Genomic DNA, 22,658 nt, shown 5'->3' with positions numbered 1-22,658 from the left:
ATGAGTGCATTCAGCGCAATCGGTGAAGAAACGGAGCAGGATCAAAACGAGTTCACCCCCGGACTCGAACCCCAGCCGACGTGGTGTCCGGGCTGTGGTGACTTCGGTGTCCTCAAGGCGCTCAAGGGCGCGGCGGCCGAACTCGGCCTCTCGCCCGACGAGATGATGGTGACGACCGGTATCGGCTGTTCCGGCAAGCTCAACAGCTACTTCAACAGCTACGGCTTCCACACTATCCACGGCCGCTCGCTCCCCATCGCCCGCGCCGCGAAGCTGGCGAACCCCGGCCTGACCGTGGTCGCCGCCGGCGGCGACGGTGACGGCTACGGCATCGGTGGCAACCACTTCATGCACACCGCTCGTGAGAACCACGACATCACCTACATCGTGTTCAACAACGAGATCTTCGGCCTCACGAAGGGCCAGACCTCGCCCACGTCGCCGATGGGTCACAAGTCGAAGACCCAGCCCCACGGCTCGGCCAAGACGCCGCTCCGCCCGCTGTCGATGTCCCTGAACGCCGGGGCGTCGTACGTCGCGCGGACGGCCGCCGTCAACCCGAACCAGGCGAAGGACATCATCGTGGAAGCCATCCAGCACGACGGCTTCTCCCACGTCGACTTCCTCACGCAGTGTCCGACGTGGAACAAGGACGCCCGTCAGTACGTCCCGTACATCGACATCAACGACTCCGACGACTACGAGTTCGATAACACGAACCGCTCGGAGGCCTCCGAGATGATGTTCGAGACGGAGAACGCCCTCCACGAGGGCACCGTCCTCACCGGCCGGTACTACGTCGACGAAGACCGCCCGTCCTACCAGCAGGAGAAACAGCGCATCGGCGAGATGCCCGAAGAGCCGCTCGCGGAGCGCTACTTCGACGACTCCTACGAGTGGGAGCGGACGTTCGACAACTTCCTCGACAAGCACAAGTAACGCCGCCGACGCCGTCTCGGCGTTCGGTTTCCGACCGGTAGCCGCGCCGGTTCGATGTGACCGAGAACCCTTTTCGGATTCGCAAGATATTTTTCTCCCGTGAGAAAACCAACGGGCATGGAAACCACGTCCACGGAGGGACGCATCCTCGCCGTCTTGGAGGAAGACGCGAAAGCGTCGTACGCCCAGATTGCAGATCGGGCGGGCGTGTCGAAGCCGACGGTTCGAAAGTACATTCGCAAACTCGAAGACGACGGCGTCATCATCGGCTACTCCGCCGACATCGACCCGAAGAAACTCGCCGGGCAGTCCATCGCCATGGTCGGCATCGACGCGACGAGCGAGCGCTACGTCGAAGTCACGCGCATCCTCAAGGAACTCGACTCGGTGGAGGCGCTGTACACCTCCTCCGGCGACCACATGCTGATGGCCGAGGTCCGCGCCGTCGACGGCGACTCCCTCGGCGACGTCATCTCCGACGAGATTCTGTCTATCGACGGCGTCACGGCCGCACACCCCTCGTTCCTCCAAGAGCGACTGAAGTAACGCGACCGACCGCGACCGGCCCGCCGCGTTCCTCCGTGCCCGTTTACTTTCGCCGCGCTATCTGAAGCTTCAGGTACGTCGCGCCCGTCCCCTCGACCATGGCGGAGGAGACGTTGCCGGGGACGACCGACGACGACGGTCCCGACAGCATCGTCCTTCACGTCGACATGGACTGTTTTTACGCCGCCTGCGAGCGCCTGCGCGAACCCGAACTCGAAGGGAAGCCGGTCGTCGTCGGCATGGGCTACGAACCCGGCGAGGGCCACGGCGCGGTCGCCACGGCGAGCTACGAGGCCCGCGAGTTCGGCGTCGAGAGCGCCCAGCCGATTTCGACGGCGCTCGAACGACTCCCGCGAATCGAGAGTCTCGCCCCCGACGACGACCCCGCGGCGGCGGGCCACTACCGCACCGTCGACCTCGATTTCTACAAGAGCGTCGCCGCCGACGTGAAGGCGATTCTCCACGACTGCGCCGACGTGGTCCGCGAGGTGAGCATCGACGAGGCCTACCTCGACGTGACAGACCGGACCGCGTGGGACCTCGCGGCCTCGGGCGACCGGACGCTGGCGGAGGGCTTCGCCCGCTACGTGAAACAGCGCGTCGCCCGCGAGGTCGGCGTCGCGGCCTCCATCGGCGTCGCGCCCAATATGTCGACCGCGAAAATCGCCTCAGACTTCGACAAACCCGACGGGTTGGTCGTCGTCCGCCCCGGCGAGGTGCGGTCCTTTCTCGCGCCCATCCCGGTCGAGGAGGTCCACGGCGTCGGCCCCGTCACGGCCCGAAAGCTCGGCTCGCTCGGCATCGAGACGGCGGGCGACCTCGCCGACGCCGACGCCGCGGTCCTCGAAGCCGAGTTCGGCTCCCGCGGCCGCGAACTCCACGAGCGGGCGCGCGGCTACGACGACCGGACGGTCACGCCGACGGGCCGGCCCAAGAGCCTCTCGCGGGAGTCGGCGTTCACCGAGCCGACCGACGGCATCGAGGACAAGCGGGAGGTCGTCCGCGCCCTCGCGGCCGACGTGGCCGACCGCGCGCGCTCCCGCGGGGCGATGTACCGGACCATCGGTATCAAGGTGGTCGTCCCGCCGTTCGACATCAACACGCGGGCCACGTCGCTCTCCGGGCCCGTGGACGACCCCGAACTCGTCGAGTCGGTCGCGCTCGACTTACTCGACGCCGAGTTCGAAGAGACGACCGTCAGAAAGCTCGGCGTCCGCGTCTCGAAGCTCTCCTTCGCGGACGCCGACCAGTCGAGTCTCGACGGGTGGGAGTCCGCCGGGGCTGGCAGAGCGGACGGCGGTGGTGACGGCGACGGCGACGGCCGCGTCGGCGACGAACCCGAAGCGAGCGCCGGCGACGACGGTGACGACGAGCCACCGAACACCGGCGGTGAGACCCCCTCGCGCGGCGGTCAGTCGTCGCTCGTCGAGTTCGACTGACTTCGCGGGGGCGACGGGGCGAGGGGGAGGAACTATGGCGTCCGAGGGAGTCCACCAAACCGGATGACGGATTCGGAGACGGAAACCATCTCGGTCGCCGAGATCAGCGACGGTCCAGGGGGAGAGGGAACCGAAGAGCCGGGGACGACGGTCGACCTGCCGGTGGTGGATATCCTCACCGGCCGGGGGTTCGTCACGGGCAAGTCGGGGTCGGGCAAGTCGAACACGGCGTCGGTCATCATCGAGAACCTGCTGTCGGCGAACTTCCCGGTGCTCATCGTCGACACCGACGGCGAGTACTACGGGCTCAAACAGGAGTTCGAACTGCTCCACGCCGGGGCCGACGACGAGTGCGACATTCAGGTGAGCCCCGAGCACGCGGAGCGACTCGCCACGCTCGCGCTCGAACAGAACGTACCCATCATCCTCGACGTGTCCGGCTACCTCGACGACGCGGCCTCCGACGAACTGGTGACGGAGGTCGCAAAACACCTCTTCGCGAAGGAAAAGAAGCTCAAGAAGCCGTTTTTGATGCTCATCGAGGAGTGCCACGAGTACATCCCCGAGAAGGGCGGGATGGACGAGGCGGGCAAGATGCTCATCAAAATCGGAAAGCGCGGGCGAAAACACGGCCTCGGCGTCGTCGGCATCTCTCAGCGCCCCGCCGACGTGAAAAAGGACTTCATCACCCAGTGCGACTGGCTCGTCTGGCACCGCCTCACGTGGCGCAACGACACCAAGGTCGTCGGACGCATCCTCGGCTCGGAGTACGCCGACGCCATCGAGGACATGGGCAACGGCGAGGGCTTTCTCGTCACCGACTGGTCCGAGTCGATTCGACGCGTGCAGTTCCACAAGAAACAGACGTTCGACGCGGGCGCGACGCCCGGCCTCGACGACTTCGAGCGCCCCGACCTGAAGTCCGTCGACGGTGACCTCGTGTCGGACCTCAAGGAGATATCCGACGAGAAGGCGAGACAGGAGAGCCGCATCGCCGACCTCAGACAGGAGCTAGATAAGAAAGACGCGCGGATTCGACAGCTCGAACGGGAGTTAGAGGAGGCCCAGGACCTCTCGCGGATGGCCGACCAGTTCGCGCAGGCGATGTTCCAGAAGGCCGAAGCGCCCTACCGCGGCGGCGGCCGCAACCTCAATCGCCCCACCGAAAAGCAGGCCGCGCTCGGCGAGTACAACGAGCGTGCCGAGGGCGAGCCGGCAGACGCCGCGACCGACGGCGACGCCTACGACGGCGACGGCGGGACCGGGAACGCGGACGACGCGCCGCCCCGACAGCCGCTCGAAGCGCCCTCCGGGCCGCCGTGGCCGACCCACGGACTGCTCTCGGAACGCGACGATGCGGCGGCCGACGGCGCGACCACCGCCGACGCGGCGGCCGACCCGACCGACGACGAGTCGTGGCTGGCTGACGCCAAGATGGGCGACTTCGAGCCGGCGGAACTCCACCCCGCGCCGGGCGCGGAGAGCCGCCGCGACGTCGTCGACCGCATGACGGCCATCGTCGAGGCGCTGGGCGACGCCCACCACGGGATGCTCGCGCACTACCGCGAGCGCGGCGTCTCCGACCCGCTCGCCGCCCACGTCGCCGCCGGCGAGACCGGCGACCAGCACCTCGCCTACGGGCGAAATCGGTCGCTTCGCCGGGCGGGGTTCATCCGGCACGCCGGCCGCGGGAAATACGAGTACGCGCTCCCCGACCTCGTGAGCGACGAGTACGCGGACCTCTTGGACGAGGACGAACTCCGGGAGACGGTCGCGGCTATCGAGGCGTCGTTCGTCGAAGAAGAAGCCGACGGCGAGTAGACGCGAGACGCGACGCGGGCCGTCGGTCGGAGTCGGAGCGGTTTTTCGACGCGCTTACAGCCCGGAGACGAGGTCTTCGAGCGCCGCGCGCGGGTCGTCGGCCTTGGCGACGCCGGAGGCCAGCAGGATGCCGGACGCGCCGAGTTCCTCGGCGGTCACCACGTCGTCGCCGGTCGAGATGCCCGCGCCGCAGTAGACCTCGACGTCCTCGTCGACGTTGGCCGCGGCGTCGACGGCGTCGGTGACGATGCCGGGGTCGGCCGTCGCGACGGAGACGTCGCCGCCGATGAGTTCCGGCGGCTCGACGGCGACCGAGTCGGGGCCGAGCGCGGAGACCGCGCCGATTTGTGCGGGGTTGTTGGCGCAGACGCAGGTTTCGAGGCCCGCTCGCTCGGCGGCCTGTACGGAGCCGTCGATGTCGGCGAGCTTCAGGCGCTTTTCGGAGTGGTTGATGAGCGTGCCGACCGCGCCGGCCTCGGCGACGGCCTCGGCGAGGGTACTGCCGGTGTGGCTCCCGTGGCCGTTCGGGTCGACGTGCTGGGCCCACGTCTCGACGCCGGTGTCGGCGACGCGGGAGATGTCGGCCGCCTGCGGGGAGACGGCGATGCGGACGCCGGACGCCTCGGCCACGTCGCGCGCGGCGGTGGCGACTTCGATGGGGTCACACGGGTACGCCTTGAGGTTGACTAGGATGAACACAATCGAACTCGGGTCCGGCGAGACTAATAAATTGGTTTTCGGGGACGCGATTGCCACGAGACGGCGTCTCGCGGGCGGAAAATCGTGATGAATGGGGCGGGGACTCGGGCGCGTCGTTCCCGCGGCGGGTCGGCGGAATCGGCGTCGCCGTCGGTCGCCGGGTCGAGTCAGTCCTTACGCTTGACCACGTCGCCGAGGGTGGTCGTCGTGGAGCCGCCGCCGGACCACTCGGAGTCGTCGTCGCTTTCGCCTTCGACGAGCGAGATGTCGAGCTTGCGCTCGATTTTCTTCCGGACGGAGTCCGGCGGCATGATGTCGCCGCGTTCGAGCTTGCGGATGAGGCTCGCCTTCTCGTTGAGCGACTGGGCGAGCTCTTCTTGGCTCATTCCGCGGGACTCCCGTGCCTGCCGGATGCGGTCGTCGTAGTCGGTCGCGATTTCGTCCATGTCGTCGAACATGTCGCGGCGACGCCGCTTCGACGACGAGGAGGAAGACGACCCCGAGGAGCGAGAGGAGTTCGAGCCCGACGAGGAGGAGGTGGAGTACTTCGTGCTCGCGCTGGAAGTCGACTCGGTGCGGACCTCCGTGCCGAACTCGGCGCAGTCGTCACACAGCTGTAGTTCTGCGCCTTCGACCTTCACAGTCTTCAGAGAGGCTTGGTCGGAGCCGCACATCTCGCACTGAGGCATACACTCACGTACCCGCCCGCCGCGTATAAAAGGCACGCCACCGGCCACTAACCCGACGCGACCGAGGCGCAACTGACGCGACCGAAACGCGACCGTCTGCGTCACTCGTGCCCGATGCGCGCTCGAATCTGGCGACGGACGGGTCGCGTGACGACGCGGTGGCCTCGCCGATAGACGACGACGTACGAGACCGGCAGGAGCGCGACGAACGCGACGATGAGCCAGCGCCCCTGCGTGAACGGGTCGGGCGGGAGCGTGAACGCGCCGCCGGCGTACGAGGAGACACCGGCGAGCATCACGGCGAGCGCGGCGCGTTCGGTCCTCGACGGCGGTCGCCGCCTCGACGACCCGCTGACGAAAAACAGCAGGTACGCGACCAGTCCGACCGGAACGAAGGCGACGAGCGCCCCGAGGAGGTCCGGAAAGCCGTGGCCGCGGGCGGCGGCGTTCTGCGAGACCCAAAGCGACGTGGCGACGAGGACGACGACCGGGACGAAAAACAGCGTCGCCTCCGCGGGCGACGGAACGATGGAGGGCACGAATCGTCGTTATTCGTGTCATCTAATAGTGGTTTTGGTGGACTTTCGGGACAGTCAGAACCGCGCCTCGTCCGCCAGCGGGAGCGTCAGTTCGACGGTGCTCCATCCGTCGCGCCGGTCGTAGTCGACCCGGCCGCCCGCGGACTCGACGACCCACTTGACGACCCACAGCCCCAGCCCGGAGCCGTGGCTGAGTTGCGTGATGTCCTCGTCGCCGAAGACGGCCGCCCACTCGATTTCGGGGATGCCGTCGCCGTCGTCGCTGACGCGGAGCGTCGCGTCGTTCTCGCACCGCTTCGCCTCGATGCGGACCGTCACGTCGTCGGGGGTGTGTTCCAGCGCGTTCTCCACGACGTTGGCGAGCGCCTGCGCGAGTTTCGGCCCGACGGCGACCGGGAGCGACGGCGGGAGGTCGAGGTCGAACGTCGCGGCGGGGAACCGAGTCCGCCGCGGCTCGACGACGGCGCGGACCGTCTCGGTCGCGTCGACCACCTCGTCGGGCCGCTGGTCGTCGAGGACGGCGGCGGCGGTACGAGCCTTCTCGCTGACCCGCAGGAGGGTTTCGGTGTGCTTGGCGATTCGCACGGCCGCGTGGTCGACGCGCGGGTCCGTCGTCGCCTCGCGTATCTCCTCGGCCATGCCGAGGACGACGTTCATCTCGTTTCTGAGGTTGTGCCGGAGGACGCGCTGGAGCACCTGCAGGTGCTCTCTGGCCCGGCGCTGGCTGGTGATGTCGGAGTAGATGGAAAACCCGTACTGCTTCCCGTCGCCGCGGCTGTAGGGGATGCCGCGGTAGAGGAACTCCCGTCTGCCCCACGCGGTCTGCCGGGTGACGATGGCGTGGTTCGCCTTCCCGTCGGCCGTCCGCTGGTCGAAGTCGACCGCCTCGTCGTCCGCGTCCGGCGGGACGATGAAGTCGTTGAGCGACTCGCCGCGCACCTCGGCGGCGTCGTAGCCGAAGACGGTCTCGAACCCCGGATTGACCGCCCGCACGACCGGCTCGATGCCGACGATTTCGAACTCGATGACGGCGTCGTCGATGAGGTCGAACAGGTGGTCGAAGCGGTCGCGCTCGGTGTGTAGCCGCGCGGTCGTCGGCTCGGACGGCTCGCGACAGAGCGAGCCGACGACCCGCTCCGTATCGGAGCCGGGGGCGCGGCATCCGTCGCCCTCACCGCCGTCGTCACCTCCACCGCCGTCGCCCCCGGGATACGGGCTGAACTCGATTTCGACGTCGGCTTCGGCCTCGGTGGCTCGGGCCGCGGTCCCGCCGCTCCCCCCCGAGAGCCGACAGCGGCACCGATGATTCTCCCACCCGCTCGCCCTTCGCACGGCGTCGAGCGTCCCGCGAACGTCCGGCCAGTCGCCGTCGGCGACGAAGCCGGAAAGCGGTCGCCCCCGGAGCGCCGCGGCGTCCGCGCCGAGATGCGCCGCGAACTCGTCGCTCGCGTGAATTACGGTTCCCGCCGCGTCGAGGACGAACATCAGTCGACGAGCGTCGCGTACGGCGGTCGGTCCCGCGTTCGGAGTCGGCGGGTCGCCTCGGAGACGTCGGCCTGCGTCTCGGTCCCCTCGGTGCGTCTCGGGGTGGCCCCCGCGCTGAGGCCGCCCTGTTCCGAGCACGTCACGGCCGCACACACCCCAGATTCAAAACTGAACATAACCGAAGCTGACTCTGGAATCGTAGCCGATTCAGACGACGTGTGGTGTAATTCAGAACCATTTGAAGATGGTAACCAGTGATAATTTCAATCATATAAATCTGGTTTAGCGGGCAACATCCACACGCAGGGCTGGGGGAGACTACCCGCTTGCGAGTGAACACGGTCTCTCGAAACGAATCAGCGGAAAGCGCAGACGCGACCGGTTCGAGGGATTAGAGGTCCGTCGGGTGGGCTCTGGTGGTCGAGTCGGGTGATTCCGATCAGGTCAGGTCGCCCCACGCGCCCCAGAACCGTTGGACTGCGGTGAGGTGGCCGACGACGGCGAAGAACACGAGGAGCCAGCCGACGAGCGTCAGTCCCCCGACTGCGTCGGGATAGACGGCGGCCGCGAGGCCGACGAGGCCCATGAGCGCCAGCCGGTCGGCGCGTCCGACGAGGCCGCCGTAGGCGCGCCCGAGGCCGACCGCCTGAATCTGCGTGCCGAGGTAGGAGGTCATGAGGACGCCCGTGACGGCCGCGAGGCCCAGCGCGAACGAGTCGATGCCGGCGGCGAGGCCGACGAGGACGACGATGTCGGCGTAGCGGTCGAGCACGTGGTCCAGCAGGTCGCCGGCCTTCGAGGAGACGCCCTGCTCGCGGGCGAGCGCGCCGTCCACGAGGTCGAGCCAGCCGTTACAGAAGACGAACACCGCGCCGAGACCGTACCAAAGCGGGTCGGCGAGGCCGAAGGCGACGCCGGCGGCGACGGCGAACCCGAACGCGACGACGCTCACGCCGTTCGGCGAGAGGCCGACCGCGTCGGCGACGGAGACGAACGGGGCGAGCAGTTTGTCGGCGGTGTCGCGGTACTGGTCGAGCGTCATAGATACTCGATGAAGTCGACGGTCCCCGCCGAGGGGTCGCGCTCGCCCGCGACGACCGCCGCGATGTCGCCGGCGACGGCGTCGGGGTCGCGGTCGGTCGTGTCGATTTCGTACACCGAATCCTCGCCGTGGAACTCGACGGCCTCGCCGAGAATCACGTCGAGCGCCTCGGACTCGCGGTTCTCGCGCGCTTTGGCCTCCGACTCGCCGCGGTCGAGGAGGCGCTGTTCGAGGATGTCGGGGCGACACCGAAGCACGACCACGCGGTCGGCCTCGAAGTGGTGTGCGAGGTGGCTCTCGACGATGCCGTCCCAGTCGCCGAGTTCGTCGCGGGCGGCGTCGAGGTCGACGACGAGCGTGTCGCGGTCCTCGTCGCGCTCGGTCCAGAGGCCCTCGTCTTTGACGAGTCGGTTGAGGTGGACCACGTCGAGGTCGAGGTCGGCGGCGACGCGCTCTGTCGCCGTGGTCTTGCCGGTGCCGGGCGTGCCGGTGACGACGACTCTCACGCCGGCGGCACCTCCGAGACGACGCGGTTGAGCACGTCCACGGCGCGCTTCGTCTGGGCTTCGGTGCCGCAGGAGACGCGGATGCACTCCGGCAGGCCGAAGCTCCCGCAGTCGCGGACGATGACGCCCTCGCGCTGGGCGGCCTCGGTGACGGCGGTGGCGTCGCCGACCTCGGCGAGGACGAAGTTGCCCTCGCTTTCCCACGTCGGCGCGTCGAGGTGTTCGCGGAGGTAGTCGCGGGACCACCGGGCCGACTCGACGGACTTCTCGACGTGTGCCTCGTCGCCGAGCGCGGCGAGCGCGGCGCGGCAGGCGACTTCGCTGGCGGCGAACGGGGTGTTCACGCGGGCGTAGGCGTCGGCCCACGCCTCGGGCACGCAGGCGTAGCCGATGCGGAGGCCGGCCAGCCCGTACGCCTTCGAGAACGTCCGCAGGACCGCGACGTTGTCGTACTCCGAGAGGAGGTCGATGGCCGACGGCTCCTCGGCGAACTCGCCGTAGGCCTCGTCGACGACGAGGAGCGTGTGGTCCTCGACGGACTCGGCGAGTTCGACGAGTTCGTCCCGCGGGAGCACGGAGCCCGTCGGGTTGTGCGGCGTCGTGAGGTAGACCATGCGCTCGCCGTCGTAGGCGTCGAGGACGAGGTCGGCGGTCTGCTCGAAGCCGTCGCCCTTCGACACCTCGTACTGGACGGCGTCGCCGTGGTGGTAGCGGGCGCTCATCGAGTAGTACGAAAAGCCGGGCGCGGGTTCGAGAATCCGGTCGTCCGGTTCGAGCATCGCGCGGGTCAGGTAGTCGATAGAGCCGTCCGCGCCGGGCGACACCCACACCTGTTCGGGCGCGAGGCCCCACTTCTCGGCGAGGCGCTCGGTCAGGTCCGTGTGGGCGGTCTTCGGGTAGACGCTCACGGTCGGCGCGGCGTCTTCGATGGCGGCGACCGCCTTCGGGCTCGGGCCGTGGGGGTTCTCGTTCGAGGAGAGTTTCGTCAGGTCCTCGGGGTCCATCCCGAGTTCGCGGGCGACCTCCTCTGTCCCGCGGCCGGGTACGTAGGGAGCGTGCGCGGAGAGGTCCCGTGGTTGCATGGTCGGAAAATGCGGGTCGCGGTTCTTAAGCGTGCGTACTCCGGGTCGCCGCAGACCGAAAGGACGCGCCGACAGCCGTCATCCGAGTTCCGCCCGAAGCGACTCGGCGAGCCGAACGGAGAGCGCCGCGATGGTGAGCGTCGGGTTCATCGCGCCGCCGGTCGGGAAGACGCTCGACCCCGAAATCCAGAGGTTGCCGAGGTCGTGCGCGCGGCAGTCGGCGTCGACGACGCTCGATTCGGGGTCGTCGCCCATCCGCGTCGTCCCCATGTGGTGGTACGCGGGGCCGGTCTCGTCGGAGCCGACGGTCCAGCGGTCCTCGACGCCGAGTTCGTCCAGCACCCGCGTCTGAATCTCGTTGGCCCGCGAGAGCGCGGCCCTCGTCCGCTCGCCGACCGACCAGTGTATCTCGGGGACGGGGTCGCCGAGGTCGTCGGTCGTCTCGGGGTCGAGGCCGACGTAGTTGTCCTCGCGGGGGAGCTGTTCGACCAGCGCGCCCATCGAGACGTGCGTGCCGTAGCGCTCGTCCAACTGGTCGCGCAGGTCGTCGCCCCACGTGTCGGCGTGGAGGGCGTCGATGACGGGCGACGGGCCGGCGTAGTTGAGAAACTCCAGTTTGAGGCCGTTGACCGGGTCGGCGTCGTCGTAGAACTGGTGGCACTCGCTGGTGTTGAAGCCGACGTGGTTCTGCCGCGTGGGCCGGTCGAGGCGGCCGCCCGCCCCGGCGAACAGGTGGTCCATGAAGTACCGTCCGACCGCCCCCGAGGAGTTGGCGAGGCCGTCGGGATAGCGGTCGGAGTCGGACAGCAGGAGCAGTCTGACGTTCTCGACGCCGCCGCAGGCGAGGACGAACTGGGTCGCCGTCTGCCTGTGGGTCTCGCCGTCGGGCGTCGTGTACGCCGCGGCGACGACGCGCTCGCCGGCCGCGTCGTGTTCGAGTCGCCGGACCCGCGCCCGGTCGATGACCCGCGCGCCGGCGGCTTCGGCCTTCTCGACGTGGGACTCGGCGGTGTACTTCGCGCCGGATGGACACACCGGCTTGCACGTCCCGTAGCCGACGCAGGGCGACCGGCCGTCGTAGGGTTCGGAGTTGCGGGCGTTGCCCACCGAGTGCATGTCGATGCCGAGGCGTTCGCAGGCCTCGGCGAAGATGGAGTCCGAGTGCGACGGCCGGAAGGCGGGAAGCGGATAGGGCTCGTCCCGCGGCGGCGCGTAGGGGTTGTCGGCCGCGCCGGCGACGCCCAACTCGCGCTCCGCGGCGGCGTAGTACGGCCGGAGGTCGTCGTAGCCGATGGGCCAGTCCGCCCCGACGCCGTGTCTGGCGTCGAGTTCGAAGTCGCGCTCGTGGAGGCGCATCACCATCCCCTGCCAGTGGAGCGTCGTCCCGCCGACGCCCTTCACGCGGGCGGCGTTCAGCGGGTAGAACGACTCGCCGGAGGAGGAAAACGCGTCCCGCGGGCCGCCCATCTCCCACGGGCCGCCGAGGCCGGGGCGGATGTGCCGTTCCAGTTGCTCCCGCCTGTCGCCGTCGAACCGCGGCCCGGCTTCGAGGACGACGACCGACGCCCCCGACTCGGCGAGTCGATGGGCCACGATGCCGCCGGCCGGGCCGGCACCGACGATACACACGTCGGCGTCTGAGACGGGGGTTCTATCCATCGCTCTCACCGCCGGAGTCGGTTGCCTCGCCCCCGTCCATCGTCGCCCGCCGGTAGCTCTCGGTTCCGCCGGGGTGGCCGATGGGGTTCTCGATGCCGACGAGGCGGCCGCCGGTCGGCGAGGCGTAGAAGGCGTACAGCAGTTCGTTCACGACGTGAAACCGGAGGCGCTCCGAGAGCGTCCCGTCCGGAACCGGGTCGGCGGTGTTGACGCCGAGTTCGCGCAGGAGGCGGTCGCGGTCGCCCGCCGGCAGGTCGGCGAAGGCCGCGTTCTCCCAGTCGCGGGCCACGCCGTCTAACTCGGCCACGGCGTCGACCATCGTATCCCGGCGCGCGTCGTCGCGGGCGCGGCCGACGACGTAGGTCTCGACGAACTCGGGTATTCCTTCGACGGCGCTCGGGTAGACCACCTCGCCGGCGGCGACCATCGTCTCGCGCACCGCGGTCGGTGGGGTGTCACCGTCGCCGTCACCACCGCGCTCGCCGCCCGAACCGCGCCCCTCACCGGTCGAATCGGCGGTCGACGGGTCGAACTGCGTCAGCGAGACGGCCCCGGCGGTGACGCCGAGACCGGCGAGCACGGCCAGCGCGTCCCGTCGGGTCAGGCGCATTCGACGGGGGATTAGGCCAGCCTAATCTTAGGCCTTGTCCTCTCGGCCCGCGCGGTCGAGGACGACGGCGACGACGCCGAACGTGACGACGGCGGGGACGACCGCGACGAGCATATCGAACCGCGCGCCGAGGTTGTACGCGAGGACGAGCGCCTGCACGTACGCGAGGAACGTCGCCAGTACCGAGTCGAAGACGGGCGGAACGCTGGCTCCGCGTCCCGCCGCCCGGGCGAACCGGGTGACGAGGAGCGCGCCGAGGCCGATGACCGGGACGAGAAGCACGCCGAGCGGGGCGGTGACGACGGAGTCGGGGTCGCCGCCGCCGAAATGAATCGCGACCGAGGAGGGGAGCACGGGGAGGGCCGCGACGCCCGCGACGGCGCTGAGCGCGAGTATCGCGACGCCGACGAGTGTCAACCGAGGGGCGCGCATACGGCCGGGTTGTGACTCGGCGATGAAAAAACGCGCTGACGGTCGCGCTCAGTCCTGTCGCACGTCGTGTTCGAGGACGCCGACGCCCTCGACTTCGACTTCGACGTGGTCGCCGTCTTCCAGCGGGCCGACGCCCTCGGGCGTCCCCGTCGAGATGACGTCGCCGGCTTCGAGCGTCATGTAGGTCGTGATTTCGGCGACGAGGTCGGGAATCGAGAAGATGAGGTGTTCGATGCTGGAGTCCTGTCGCGTCTCGCCGTTCACGCGAAGCGAGATGCTCGCGTCGTCGGGGAGGTGGTCGGGGTCGGCGAGGACCGGCCCGAGCGGGGCGGAGCCGTCGAACGCCTTCCCGCGGACCCAGTTCGTCTCGATGTCCTGGTCGTCGCGGTTGGACACGTCGTTCATGACGGTGTAGCCCGCGATGACGTCCTCGGCGTCCTCGGGCGCGACGTTCCGGCACTGCTCGCCGATGACGACCGCGAGTTCGGCCTCGTGTTCGACGTTCTCCTTGCCCGCGGGGAGCGTCACGGTGTCGCCGTGGCCGGCGACCGCGTTCGGCGGCTTGAGGAACAAAAGCGGCCGGTCGGGGACCTCCTCGTCGCGCTCCTCGGCGTGCTTGGCGTAGTTGCGGCCGATACAGACGATTTTCGACGGCTCGCACGGGGGGAGCACGTCGACCTCGTCGAGGTCGTAGCCCTCGCCGCCGAACGAGACGGAATCGCCGTGCCATTCACCGGTTCGCACTGCGCCCGCGGGGTCGCGGAATCGAACGTGATGCATGCCCCACGCCTCGGTGGGGGGCGTGATAGGCTTTTACATCGCGCGAGACAGCCAGTGACGTGCGACGTTCTTGCACGATTCTCATCGCTTTTGTAGTCGTGGGATGACGGACCTGTATCGGCCGCCCCGGACAGTTCGTTCGAGTGGACTCCGGCGGCCGATTCTGCTGTCGAACTCGACGCGAGAGCGGCGGGGCCGTCTCGCCGACCGTCGCCGCGAAACATCCGGCGAGCCTCGCCGCGACCCGCCGACGAGCGCGCCCGCCGAAAAGCGGTCACACCGCCCCCTGCGAATAGCTTTTTGTGTATTTCGCGTGTAGTTTCGGGCGCTATGGAACTCACCTGGCACGGTCACTCGACGTGGTACGTCACGGTCGGAGACACCTCGCTTCTCATCGACCCCTTTTTCGACAACCCCGCCACGTCTCTCGACCCGAGCGACGTGGAGACACCGGACTACGTGCTTCTCACCCACGGGCACGCGGACCACATCGCCCACGCAGGCGAGTTCGACGGCGCGACGGTCGTCGGCACGCCCGAACTCACCGGCTACGTCGAAGCCGAGATGGGCGTCGACGACACCATCGGGATGAACATCGGCGGGACGGTCGAACTCGGCGACGCGTTCGTCACGATGGTCCGCGCCGACCACACGAACGGCATCAACACCGGCTACGAGCACGAGGCCGGCATGCCGGGCGGCTACATGATCAGCGACACGGTGCCGACACAGGAGTCCGACGCCGACTCCACGACGTTCTACCACGCCGGCGACACGGGGCTCATGACCGACATGCGCGAGATTTTCGGCGCGTACTTCGAACCCGACGCGGCCGCGCTCCCGGTCGGCGACCACTACACGATGGGCCCGTGGCAGGGCGCAATCGCCGCCGACTGGCTCGACGTCGACCACGTGTTCCCGATGCACTACAACACGTTCCCGGCCATCGAAATCGACGTGCGCGACTTCGAGCGCGAGGTCAAGGCCGCCGGCAGTCACGCCGAGGTCCACGCCCTCGACGGCGACGAGTCGTTCACGCTCGAATAACCCCGCGCCCCGGTCGGCGGCGACCCGTTTTGGGGTCGGCGCTTGTGCACACCGTTGTCCTATTGAGGAACTTTTAGGGTCGGTCGCTCCTTCCTTCGGAGTGAATGTCCGACATCCAGACCTCTACTGTCAGCGAGGAAGGTTTCGCATGCACGAGCCAGGTCGGCGACTTCGACCTCCAGATCGACGCCACCGACGAGACGGGACCGAACCCGAACGCCGCGCTCGTCGCGACGTACGCCTCCTGTTTCCTCCCCGCGTTCCGCGTCGGCGGTCAGAAGACGGGCTTCGACGACCTCGGTAAGGTCCAGATCGACGCCGACGCCGACCTCGACGACGGCGACGACCTCACGAGCATCAGCTTCGACGTCTACGTGGAGTCCGACCTCTCGGACGACGAGTTCGCCGAAATCGCGGAACTCGCCGAGGACATCTGCCACGTCCACGACGCGCTCCGCGACGAGCTTCAGGCCGACGTGACCGTCGTCGGCGACGCGTTCTAAGCGTCGCTCGCGGCCCGCGCCGACACGCACTCGCATTCTTTCGCAGAAATCGAAGGCCACCAGCGACGGGTGTCGCGGCGGACTCGGGGCCGCCCCGCCGGTCAGTAGCGGCGCTTCTTATAGCTTCGAAGACTCATAGCCTCGCCTTCCACGATGATAACCTCGCGGTCTTGGGGGTCCGATTCGACGACGTCGTCGACCTGTTCGCGGAAGTACGGGCTGTTCGGCTCTTCCATACCACTCCCTTCGTCGCCCCTAATAAAAATCTTTGTCAGACATTCTCACACGCGATATCGTGTGAGCGTCGCGCCGAATCAGTCGTCCGCGGCCGCCGCGGCCGGTTCGTGGCTGATTTCGGTGCCGAGCACGTCGAGGAACGCCGCCAGCCACTCGGGGTGGTCCGGCCACGCCTGTCCGGTGACGAGGTTGCCGTCGACGGTCACCTCGTCGACCCACGAACAGCCCGCGCGCTCGACTTCCGCGCGGACGGCGGGGTAGGCGGTCATCTCGTAGCCGTCGAGGACGCCCGCGGCGGCGAGAATCTGCGGGCCGTGGCAGATTGCGGCGACCGGCTTGCCCTCGTCGAAGAAGTGCCGGACGGCGTCCAGCACCTCGTCGTAGCCGCGGAGATACTCCGGCGCGCGGCCGCCGGGGACGACAAGCGCGTCGTAGTCCGCGGGGTCGATATCGGCGAACGTCGCGTTCAGCGCGAAGTCGTGGCCGCGGGTCTCCAGATACGTCTGGTCGCCGCGGAAGTCGTGGACGGCGGTCTTACACCGGTCGCCGTCCTCCTTTTCGGGGCACACCGCGTGGACCTCGTGACCCACCATCTGGAGCGCCTGAAACGGTACCATAATCTCGTAGTCCTCGACGAAGTCGCCGGCGAGGAGCAGAATCTTCTTTCCGGACATGGGCATCACCCAGTCGGTAGTTGTCGCGTCAGAACGATAACGATTGTGCAGGTGGGGATGGCGGCGGCCCGAAAGTCGAGGTTCGGCCACTCTCACGGCCGACCCGAGCTATTCCGAGACGATGCGCCCGATGTCGCCGAGGTCGTCGAGGACGTGGTCGGGTTCGTACTCGCTCGCCGCGAGCGTCGCGTCGTCGGTCACGCCGGTTCGGACGAGCGCGGTGCCCATGCCCGCGTCGAGGCCGAACGCGATGTCGGTGTCGAGGCGGTCGCCGACGATGAGAACCTCCTCGGGCGGCAGGTCGAGCCTGTCGAGGACGTACTCCTGTGCGACCCGCGAGGGCTTGCCGAGAATCGCGTCGGGGTCGCGCTCGGCGACGCCCGCGACGGCGTTGATAATCGCGCCCGACCCGGGGATGTCGCCGTCGGCGGTCGGGATGATGACGTCGGGGTCGGTGCCGTAGAAGGCGGCCCCGCCGCGGAGCGCGCGGTTGGCGTCGCTGAGGTCGTCGTAGTGGAACTCGCGGTCGATGGCGACGACGACGACCGCGGGGTCGTCGCCGGGGCCGACGAGTTCGAGGCCGGCGTCGCGGAGTTGGTCGCGGAAGCCCGCCTCGCCGATGGCGAACGTCCGCGCGCCGGGATGCCGGTCGGCGAGGTACGCCGTCGTCGTCGTGCCGGAGGTGACCACCTCGTCGGCGGTCGCCTCGATGCCTGCCCGGCGGAGCCGCGCCTCGTAGGCGACGGGCGCTTTCGTCGGGTTGTTCGAGACGAACAGTCGGTCGAGTCCGGCGGCGTCGACGGCGGCGAGCCCGTCGAGCGCGCCCGGAATCGCTTCGTCACCGCGGACGACGGTTCCGTCGACGTCGAAGACGACACCTCGGTAGTCCATCGTCCTCGGTAGGGAGTCGGGGCTGTTGAACGTTCGCCCGAGAGAACCATTATGTTCGTTGGTGACATATGTCGTCGCATGGATGTCTCTTCGAAGCGATTGACCGGGTGGCTTCGCGGCCCGGCGACCGGCAACAGCGCCGTCGGCGTCTACGGGCTCGTGACCGCGATGGTCGCGGTGTTTCTGACCTTCTCCATCGTGGCCACGGTCTCCGTCGTCGTCCCGCTGTTGTCGACGACGGCTATCGCCCTCCTGTCGGTCGGCGTGTGGCTGGTGACGTGGGCGGTGCTCGACGTGGTCGCCAGCCGGACGATTCGGGAGTCGGGGGGCTGAGCGGCTCGGGGTTGCGGCGGAACCGTCACAGAACCAAAGACCAATATGCGCGTCGCCCTACTCGTCTACCGTGACGAACACGCAGTTGACACTCGTCCAAATCGACAACTACGGGCCGTGGACGGTCACTCCGGACCCGCGGCGGGAGATGGACCTCCAGACGCTCCAGTCGCGGCTCTTCGCCGACTTGGCCCAGTTCGTCGGCTCTCGCGACGGGTACGCGTTTTTCACCCGGTTCGACAACATGGTCGCGGTCACGAACGGGCTCGACCGCGACGACCACGAACTGTTGCAGGAGTCTATCGCGAACCGCTATCCCGTGACGCTCAGTCTCGGCATCGGCGTCGACCGGTCGCCCGCGGTGGCGCTCGAACGCGCCACCGACCGCATCCAGCGCGTCGGGAGCGCACAGGACGGCGACCGCCGCGAAGTCCTCTCCGGTGAGACCCTCCCAGAGGCCGACCGCTCGGACACCGACCTCCAAATCGCGCACTTCGACGTGAACGACGCGACGGGCAAGTACACCGACCGCCTCAACGAGTTCGACACGTTCATCCACATCGAACAGGGCTACGCGTCGCTCATGCGCCACCTGCGGGAGGAACACGGCGCGCTGTCGTTCTTCGTCGGCGGCGACAACATCATCTCGGTCACGCCCGACCTCACGGAAGACCAGTACCGCGACGCCATCGACCACGTCGAGGCCGAGGCGGACGTGGAACTCAAAGTCGGCGTCGGCACGGCGTCGAACGCCCACGAGGCCGGCTTCGCGGCGAAGCACGCGCTCGAAGACTGCCGCCACCGCGGCACGACCGTCGAGTTCGCCGACGCCGCCGTCGAGACCGCAGACGACTGAGCGATGGAGGGTCGCGCGGTCTACTTCGTGGCCCCCGAACGCGTCGAGGTCCGCGACCGCGACGTGCCCGCCCCCGGCCCCGGCGAGGTCCGCGTCCGCACGCTGACCTCCGCCGTGAGCTCCGGGACCGAGCGGCTCGTCTACCGCGGCGAGGCCCCGACCGACCTCGACGCCGACGAGTCAATCGCGGCGCTCGACGGCGACCTCTCGTTTCCGCTCCGCTACGGCTACGCCGCCGTCGGCGAAATCGAGGCCGTCGGCGACGACGTGCCCGACTCGCGGCTCGGGAGCCGCGTCTTCGCGTTCAACCCCCACGAGAGCCGCTTTCTCGCCGCTCCCTCGGAACTCATCTCCGTCCCCGACGGCGTGACCGACGAGCGCGCCGCGCTGTTGCCGACGATGGAGACCGCGCTCAACTTCGTGATGGACGGCCGGCCGCTCATCGGCGAGCACGTCGTCGTCTTCGGACAGGGCGTCGTCGGCCTCGTGACCACCGCGCTCCTCGCACAGTTCCCGCTCGGGAGCCTGACCGCGGTCGACTGCGTTGCCGAGCGCCGGGCCATCGCCGAGGGGCTCGGCGCCGACGAGGCGGTCCACCCCGAGTCGCTCGACGCCCCCGCCGACGGGGCCGACCTGACGCTCGAACTCTCGGGCGACCCCGACGCGCTCGACGACGCGCTGTCGGTGACGCGGTACGACGGCCGGGTCGTCGTCGGGTCGTGGTACGGCACGAAGCCCGCCACGCTCGACCTCGGCGGGCGGTTCCACCGCTCGCGCATCAGCGTCGAGAGCAGTCAGGTCAGCACCATCGACCCCGACCTCCGGGGGCGCTGGGACGCCGACCGCCGCTTTTCGTTGGCGTGGGACCACCTCGAAGACCTCCCGCTGGACCCCCTCGTGACCCACCGAATCGACGTCGATGCCGCCGCGCGCGCTTACCGACTCCTCGAAGACGCCCCCGACGAGGCCGTCCAAATCCTCTTTACCTACCGGAACTGTTGACAGTTCATGTACCGCGTCTCGGTTCGCAGGGACCTCATCGCCCAGCACTACCTGACGGTTCCGAACCCCGGCCCGGAGGGTGAGTTGCACTCTCACGCGTTCACCGTCGAGGTCGAACTCTCGGGCCCGGAGCTCGACGAGTACGGCTACCTCGTCGACATCGACGACGTGAAGGCCGCGCTGGACGCGACGCTGTCCCGCTACCGCGACGAGACGATGAACGAACTCGTGGAGTTCGCCGGGCAGAACCCGAGCGTCGAGCGCTTCGCGCGCGAGGTGTGCGAGCGATTCGTCGAGGCGGCCTCGCTCGACGCCCCCGAACACGTCTCCGTCCGCGTCTGGGAGGACGACGTGGCGAGCGCGACCTACGAGACCCCGCTCTGACGTGCGAGTCGCCCTCGTCGTCTACGGCCCGCTCGACGGCCGCTCCGGCGGCTATCGCTACGACACCGAACTCGTCCGCGGGCTCCGCGCCGCCGGCGACGACGTGACGGTCGTCTCGCTCCCCGAGCGGCCGTACCGAAAGCGGTTCCGAGACAATCTCACCGCCGTCCGCCGCCTCCGCGACCTCGACGCGGACGTGCTCTTGCAGGACGAACTGTGTCACCCCTCGCTCGTCGGCCCGAACGCCCTGCTCGCCGACGACGTTCCGGTCGTCTCGGTCGTCCACCACCTCCACTCGCTGGAGCGGTTTCGGTGGTGGCGACGGCGCGCCCGCCGCGCGGTCGAGCGTCGCTACCTCCGCTCCGCCGACGCGTTCGTGTTCAACAGCGAGACGACGAAACGGACGGTCGCGGCCGTCACCGACCCCGACCCGAGCGTCGTGGCGTACCCGGCCGGCGACCGCTTTTCGTCGTTCGGCGCTCCCCTCGGCGCCGACGAGATACGGGCGCGCGCCGCCGACGGGGCGCTCCGAATCGTCACGGTCTGCAACCTCGAACCGCGGAAGAACGTCGACGGCCTGCTCCGCGGCCTCGCCCGCGTTCGCGGCGACTGGGAGCTAACGGTCGTCGGCGCGGCGGTCGACGCCGACTACGCCGACTCCCTTTCCGACCTCGCGGTCGACCGCGACATCGACGACCGCGTGACGTTCGCGGGCCGGCTCTCGGACGCCGACCTCGCGGCGGCGCTCCGGGCGTCGCACCTGTTCGCGCTCCCCTCGCACTACGAGGGGTTCGGCATCGCCGCGGTCGAGGCGATGGGGTTCGGCCTCCCGGCGCTCGTCTCGTCGGCCGGCGGCGCGAGCGAACTCGTCACCCACCGCGAAAACGGCTTTCTCGTCGACCCGACCGACTCGGCCGAAATCACCGACGCCGTGTCGCCGCTGTGTCGGAATCGCCGGCGACTGCAGTCGCTGTCGCTTTCGGCGCGCGACCGATTCCTCGCGCATCCGACGTGGGACGAGACGGCGGCGGCGATTCGGTCATTCCTGTGCGATATCGTTGGGGATGCAGACGCGGCGTCGCACCCGAACCGCGATTAGCCGCCGGCGGGCGCGGGACTGCCACCGCCGCCACCGCCGTCGGCATCGACGGTTTCTCCCACCTGCGTGTAGACGAGGAGGAGTCCGACCGCGCCGAGCGCCGTCGCGGCCACGAAGGGGACCGCGAAGCCGAAGCCGACGAGGACGCCCGAAAACAGCGCGCCGATGGCGACGCCGAGGCCGAACCCCATCGTGAGAATCGAGAGCGTCGACCCCGACTGCCCCGCCTTGGCGAGGTCGCCCGCGAGGGCGAGCGAGGGGGCGAAGACGGCCGCGACCGCGACGCCCTGCAGGAACCGCGCGAGAATCATCAGCCCCGGCGTTTGGACGAACCCCTGTGCGAGCGTCGTCGGCAACAGGAGGACGAAGCCGCCGACGAGGAACGGTCGCCGCCCGTAGCGGTCGCTCAGCCGGCCGATTGGGTACTGGAAGACCACGTTGGCGAGGACGGTCGCGCCGAACTGCACCGAAAACAGGAACGTCCCCTGGTCGAGGCGCTCGTTGATGACGTTGGCCAGCGGGGCGTACATGGCGATGCTCAGCGCCATCACGACGGTGGCGACGCCGAGGGCGAACACCGGGTCGAGGCCGGACCCGTCTGGGTTCCGCACCGAAAGCGAGATGTCGTCGGCCGCCTCGCTGTCGGTCCGTTCGGGGTCCTCGATGAGCAGTACGATGAGGACGAAGCTGACCGCCGCGCCGACGACGGCGACGAGGAACGCGGCGTCGAAGCCGGAGAGCTCGACGCCGGCGAGCGAGTAGGGGCCGGCGGTGACGACCCCGCCGGCGACGAGCGGGCCGGTCCCGAAGCCGAGCAGTCGGAAGGTGTTGAACAGCCCGAAGTTGCCGCCGCGTTCGTCCTCGCCGGAGAGTTCGTTCACGAGCGCCACCGTGACCGGGATGGTGAACGCCGCGCCGATGCCCTGCAACGCGCGCATGACGAGTATCGAGCCGTAGTCCGTGAACACGAGGTAGCCGGCGCTCCCGACGGCGACGAGCGCGAGGCCGGTCAGGAGAAAGACCCGCCGGCGTCCCGTCCGGTCAGACAGAGACCCCGTGAACGGCTGGCTCAAGCTGTTGAGAAAGCCGAAAAGCGAGAGCACGATTCCGATGAGGAGTTCGGTCGAGAGGGGCACCCCAACGGGACCGAGAGAGAGCGTCGTCCCGACGAACGAGGGCATCGACACCAGTTGGCTCCCGATGTACAACGGGAGGACGACGACCAGAAACGAGTTGGCGAGGGCGTCGACCATCCGAGCCAACGCGAGCGCGAGAATCCGCGTGTCGACGTTCGGACGCATCGTCGCCCGCTACGGCATTCCGGCGTATCAAGCTACGTGACCCAGCGACCCTCGCCGCGAGGT

Annotated in this window: 27 protein-coding genes; 11 read left to right on the top strand and 16 right to left on the bottom strand. The window is 68.8% G+C overall.

Going from position 1 to position 22,658, the window contains the following annotated elements; translation table 11 throughout:
• The 4 genes from C441_RS02285 to C441_RS02270 all read left to right on the top strand — a co-directional run bounded on the left by C441_RS02285 (position 1) and on the right by C441_RS02270 (position 4,745).
• Positions 1 to 939, top strand: coding sequence for a thiamine pyrophosphate-dependent enzyme (locus C441_RS02285; RefSeq protein ID WP_004043633.1), 939 nt, complete (start codon positions 1 to 3; stop codon positions 937 to 939).
• Between the two features lie 117 nt (positions 940 to 1,056).
• Complete coding sequence (gene lrpA1 / locus C441_RS02280; protein ID WP_004968072.1) at positions 1,057 to 1,485, top strand: HTH-type transcriptional regulator LrpA1; 429 nt, start codon at positions 1,057 to 1,059, stop codon at positions 1,483 to 1,485.
• Between the two features lie 98 nt (positions 1,486 to 1,583).
• Positions 1,584 to 2,924 carry a DNA polymerase IV gene (gene dinB / locus C441_RS02275; RefSeq protein ID WP_007273596.1) on the top strand — a complete coding sequence of 447 codons (1,341 nt, stop codon included), beginning with the start codon at positions 1,584 to 1,586 and terminating at the stop codon, positions 2,922 to 2,924.
• 63 nt (positions 2,925 to 2,987) lie between these two features.
• Positions 2,988 to 4,745: a helicase HerA domain-containing protein gene (locus C441_RS02270; RefSeq protein ID WP_007273595.1), complete on the top strand. Its 1,758-nt coding sequence runs from the start codon at positions 2,988 to 2,990 to the stop codon at positions 4,743 to 4,745.
• Between the two features lie 54 nt (positions 4,746 to 4,799).
• Here C441_RS02270 and tpiA read toward each other — a convergent pair whose 3' ends face one another.
• The 12 genes from tpiA to C441_RS02210 form a co-directional block, all read right to left on the bottom strand.
• A complete protein-coding gene (gene tpiA / locus C441_RS02265; RefSeq protein ID WP_004043637.1) occupies positions 4,800 to 5,444 on the bottom strand; it encodes a triose-phosphate isomerase in 645 nt (214 codons plus the stop codon).
• A 167-nt stretch (positions 5,445 to 5,611) separates the two neighbouring features.
• Positions 5,612 to 6,133 (bottom strand): multiprotein bridging factor aMBF1, encoded by a 522-nt coding sequence (locus tag C441_RS18790; protein WP_081909201.1) that lies wholly within the window; start codon positions 6,131 to 6,133, stop codon positions 5,612 to 5,614.
• 101 nt (positions 6,134 to 6,234) lie between these two features.
• Positions 6,235 to 6,672: a hypothetical protein gene (locus C441_RS02250; RefSeq protein WP_007273594.1), complete on the bottom strand. Its 438-nt coding sequence runs from the start codon at positions 6,670 to 6,672 to the stop codon at positions 6,235 to 6,237.
• Between the two features lie 54 nt (positions 6,673 to 6,726).
• Positions 6,727 to 8,157, bottom strand: a complete 1,431-nt coding sequence (locus C441_RS02245) for a sensor histidine kinase (RefSeq protein WP_007273593.1) — start codon at positions 8,155 to 8,157, stop codon at positions 6,727 to 6,729.
• On the bottom strand, positions 8,157 to 8,300 hold the full coding sequence (locus C441_RS19785; RefSeq protein WP_167321006.1) for a hypothetical protein: 144 nt from the start codon (positions 8,298 to 8,300) through the stop codon (positions 8,157 to 8,159). The genes C441_RS02245 and C441_RS19785 overlap by 1 nt, the downstream gene beginning before the upstream one ends.
• Before the next feature lie 296 nt (positions 8,301 to 8,596).
• Positions 8,597 to 9,199: a CDP-alcohol phosphatidyltransferase family protein gene (locus C441_RS02240; RefSeq protein ID WP_007273592.1), complete on the bottom strand. Its 603-nt coding sequence runs from the start codon at positions 9,197 to 9,199 to the stop codon at positions 8,597 to 8,599.
• Positions 9,196 to 9,705, bottom strand: coding sequence for an adenylate kinase family protein (locus C441_RS02235; RefSeq protein ID WP_007273591.1), 510 nt, complete (start codon positions 9,703 to 9,705; stop codon positions 9,196 to 9,198). The genes C441_RS02240 and C441_RS02235 overlap by 4 nt, the downstream gene beginning before the upstream one ends.
• Complete coding sequence (gene hisC, locus C441_RS02230) at positions 9,702 to 10,787, bottom strand: histidinol-phosphate transaminase (protein WP_007273590.1); 1,086 nt, start codon at positions 10,785 to 10,787, stop codon at positions 9,702 to 9,704. Before hisC ends, C441_RS02235 begins: the two co-directional genes overlap by 4 nt.
• Positions 10,788 to 10,865: 78 nt before the next feature.
• On the bottom strand, positions 10,866 to 12,446 hold the full coding sequence (locus C441_RS02225) for a GMC family oxidoreductase (protein WP_007273589.1): 1,581 nt from the start codon (positions 12,444 to 12,446) through the stop codon (positions 10,866 to 10,868).
• The gene (locus tag C441_RS02220) at positions 12,439 to 13,056 is read right to left on the bottom strand and encodes a gluconate 2-dehydrogenase subunit 3 family protein (RefSeq protein ID WP_007273588.1); all 618 of its coding nucleotides are present in this window, start codon (positions 13,054 to 13,056) and stop codon (positions 12,439 to 12,441) included. The genes C441_RS02225 and C441_RS02220 overlap by 8 nt, the downstream gene beginning before the upstream one ends.
• A gap of 27 nt (positions 13,057 to 13,083) precedes the next feature.
• Entirely contained in the window at positions 13,084 to 13,488 is a 405-nt protein-coding gene (locus tag C441_RS02215) for a DUF1648 domain-containing protein (RefSeq protein WP_007273587.1), read from the bottom strand.
• Positions 13,489 to 13,536: 48 nt separating this feature from the next.
• Positions 13,537 to 14,268 (bottom strand): fumarylacetoacetate hydrolase family protein, encoded by a 732-nt coding sequence (locus tag C441_RS02210; protein WP_007273586.1) that lies wholly within the window; start codon positions 14,266 to 14,268, stop codon positions 13,537 to 13,539.
• A gap of 330 nt (positions 14,269 to 14,598) precedes the next feature.
• Here C441_RS02210 and C441_RS02205 point away from each other — a divergent pair, with 330 nt between their 5' ends.
• Positions 14,599 to 15,315: a metal-dependent hydrolase gene (locus C441_RS02205; RefSeq protein WP_004968057.1), complete on the top strand. Its 717-nt coding sequence runs from the start codon at positions 14,599 to 14,601 to the stop codon at positions 15,313 to 15,315.
• A 104-nt stretch (positions 15,316 to 15,419) separates the two neighbouring features.
• Positions 15,420 to 15,818, top strand: coding sequence for an OsmC family protein (locus tag C441_RS02200; protein ID WP_007273585.1), 399 nt, complete (start codon positions 15,420 to 15,422; stop codon positions 15,816 to 15,818).
• A gap of 101 nt (positions 15,819 to 15,919) precedes the next feature.
• Here C441_RS02200 and C441_RS20460 read toward each other — a convergent pair whose 3' ends face one another.
• From C441_RS20460 to C441_RS02190, 3 genes are all read right to left on the bottom strand, one after another.
• Positions 15,920 to 16,054: a hypothetical protein gene (locus C441_RS20460; protein WP_004968055.1), complete on the bottom strand. Its 135-nt coding sequence runs from the start codon at positions 16,052 to 16,054 to the stop codon at positions 15,920 to 15,922.
• 78 nt (positions 16,055 to 16,132) lie between these two features.
• Entirely contained in the window at positions 16,133 to 16,729 is a 597-nt protein-coding gene (locus tag C441_RS02195) for a DJ-1/PfpI family protein (protein ID WP_004063616.1), read from the bottom strand.
• Between the two features lie 108 nt (positions 16,730 to 16,837).
• Positions 16,838 to 17,620 (bottom strand): HAD-IIA family hydrolase, encoded by a 783-nt coding sequence (locus C441_RS02190; protein WP_007273584.1) that lies wholly within the window; start codon positions 17,618 to 17,620, stop codon positions 16,838 to 16,840.
• A 78-nt stretch (positions 17,621 to 17,698) separates the two neighbouring features.
• Between C441_RS02190 and C441_RS02185 the strand changes: the two genes are divergently transcribed.
• The 5 genes from C441_RS02185 (at position 17,699) to C441_RS02165 (ending at position 21,294) form a co-directional block, all read left to right on the top strand.
• Positions 17,699 to 17,953, top strand: a complete 255-nt coding sequence (locus C441_RS02185; protein WP_007273583.1) for a hypothetical protein — start codon at positions 17,699 to 17,701, stop codon at positions 17,951 to 17,953.
• Positions 17,954 to 18,023: 70 nt separating this feature from the next.
• Positions 18,024 to 18,809: a GTP cyclohydrolase III gene (locus C441_RS02180; protein ID WP_007273582.1), complete on the top strand. Its 786-nt coding sequence runs from the start codon at positions 18,024 to 18,026 to the stop codon at positions 18,807 to 18,809.
• 3 nt (positions 18,810 to 18,812) lie between these two features.
• On the top strand, positions 18,813 to 19,811 hold the full coding sequence (locus tag C441_RS02175; protein WP_007273581.1) for a zinc-binding dehydrogenase: 999 nt from the start codon (positions 18,813 to 18,815) through the stop codon (positions 19,809 to 19,811).
• Positions 19,812 to 19,817: 6 nt separating this feature from the next.
• Entirely contained in the window at positions 19,818 to 20,195 is a 378-nt protein-coding gene (locus C441_RS02170) for a 6-pyruvoyl trahydropterin synthase family protein (protein ID WP_007273580.1), read from the top strand.
• Between the two features lies 1 nt (position 20,196).
• A complete protein-coding gene (locus C441_RS02165) occupies positions 20,197 to 21,294 on the top strand; it encodes a glycosyltransferase family 4 protein (protein WP_007273579.1) in 1,098 nt (365 codons plus the stop codon).
• On the opposite strand, the gene C441_RS02160 is transcribed toward C441_RS02165, so the two are convergent.
• Positions 21,291 to 22,595, bottom strand: coding sequence for an MFS transporter (locus C441_RS02160; RefSeq protein WP_007273578.1), 1,305 nt, complete (start codon positions 22,593 to 22,595; stop codon positions 21,291 to 21,293). The genes C441_RS02165 and C441_RS02160 overlap by 4 nt on opposite strands.
• Positions 22,596 to 22,658: the final 63 nt, after the last annotated feature.

It is taken from the genome of Haloferax sulfurifontis ATCC BAA-897, assembly GCF_000337835.1.
Classification (GTDB): Archaea; Halobacteriota; Halobacteria; order Halobacteriales; family Haloferacaceae; genus Haloferax; species Haloferax denitrificans.
Note: the sequence above shows the minus strand (reverse complement) of the source record. Positions and strands in the feature narration are given on the sequence as shown.

What these genes read in the sequence shown, in the direction of transcription:
- C441_RS02285 (WP_004043633.1), top strand. Translation starts at nt 1, where the DNA reads ATGAGTGCATTCAGCGCAATCGGTGAAGAAACGGAGCAGGATCAAAAC.
- lrpA1 (WP_004968072.1), top strand. Translation starts at nt 1,057, where the DNA reads ATGGAAACCACGTCCACGGAGGGACGCATCCTCGCCGTCTTGGAGGAA.
- dinB (WP_007273596.1), top strand. Translation starts at nt 1,584, where the DNA reads ATGGCGGAGGAGACGTTGCCGGGGACGACCGACGACGACGGTCCCGAC.
- C441_RS02270 (WP_007273595.1), top strand. Translation starts at nt 2,988, where the DNA reads ATGACGGATTCGGAGACGGAAACCATCTCGGTCGCCGAGATCAGCGAC.
- C441_RS18790 (WP_081909201.1), bottom strand. Translation starts at nt 6,133, where the DNA reads ATGCCTCAGTGCGAGATGTGCGGCTCCGACCAAGCCTCTCTGAAGACT.
- C441_RS02245 (WP_007273593.1), bottom strand. Translation starts at nt 8,157, where the DNA reads ATGTTCGTCCTCGACGCGGCGGGAACCGTAATTCACGCGAGCGACGAG.
- C441_RS02240 (WP_007273592.1), bottom strand. Translation starts at nt 9,199, where the DNA reads ATGACGCTCGACCAGTACCGCGACACCGCCGACAAACTGCTCGCCCCG.
- hisC (WP_007273590.1), bottom strand. Translation starts at nt 10,787, where the DNA reads ATGCAACCACGGGACCTCTCCGCGCACGCTCCCTACGTACCCGGCCGC.
- C441_RS02225 (WP_007273589.1), bottom strand. Translation starts at nt 12,446, where the DNA reads ATGGATAGAACCCCCGTCTCAGACGCCGACGTGTGTATCGTCGGTGCC.
- C441_RS02220 (WP_007273588.1), bottom strand. Translation starts at nt 13,056, where the DNA reads ATGCGCCTGACCCGACGGGACGCGCTGGCCGTGCTCGCCGGTCTCGGC.
- C441_RS02215 (WP_007273587.1), bottom strand. Translation starts at nt 13,488, where the DNA reads ATGCGCGCCCCTCGGTTGACACTCGTCGGCGTCGCGATACTCGCGCTC.
- C441_RS02210 (WP_007273586.1), bottom strand. Translation starts at nt 14,268, where the DNA reads ATGCATCACGTTCGATTCCGCGACCCCGCGGGCGCAGTGCGAACCGGT.
- C441_RS02205 (WP_004968057.1), top strand. Translation starts at nt 14,599, where the DNA reads ATGGAACTCACCTGGCACGGTCACTCGACGTGGTACGTCACGGTCGGA.
- C441_RS02200 (WP_007273585.1), top strand. Translation starts at nt 15,420, where the DNA reads ATGTCCGACATCCAGACCTCTACTGTCAGCGAGGAAGGTTTCGCATGC.
- C441_RS20460 (WP_004968055.1), bottom strand. Translation starts at nt 16,054, where the DNA reads ATGGAAGAGCCGAACAGCCCGTACTTCCGCGAACAGGTCGACGACGTC.
- C441_RS02195 (WP_004063616.1), bottom strand. Translation starts at nt 16,729, where the DNA reads ATGTCCGGAAAGAAGATTCTGCTCCTCGCCGGCGACTTCGTCGAGGAC.
- C441_RS02190 (WP_007273584.1), bottom strand. Translation starts at nt 17,620, where the DNA reads ATGGACTACCGAGGTGTCGTCTTCGACGTCGACGGAACCGTCGTCCGC.
- C441_RS02185 (WP_007273583.1), top strand. Translation starts at nt 17,699, where the DNA reads ATGGATGTCTCTTCGAAGCGATTGACCGGGTGGCTTCGCGGCCCGGCG.
- C441_RS02175 (WP_007273581.1), top strand. Translation starts at nt 18,813, where the DNA reads ATGGAGGGTCGCGCGGTCTACTTCGTGGCCCCCGAACGCGTCGAGGTC.
- C441_RS02170 (WP_007273580.1), top strand. Translation starts at nt 19,818, where the DNA reads ATGTACCGCGTCTCGGTTCGCAGGGACCTCATCGCCCAGCACTACCTG.
- C441_RS02160 (WP_007273578.1), bottom strand. Translation starts at nt 22,595, where the DNA reads ATGCGTCCGAACGTCGACACGCGGATTCTCGCGCTCGCGTTGGCTCGG.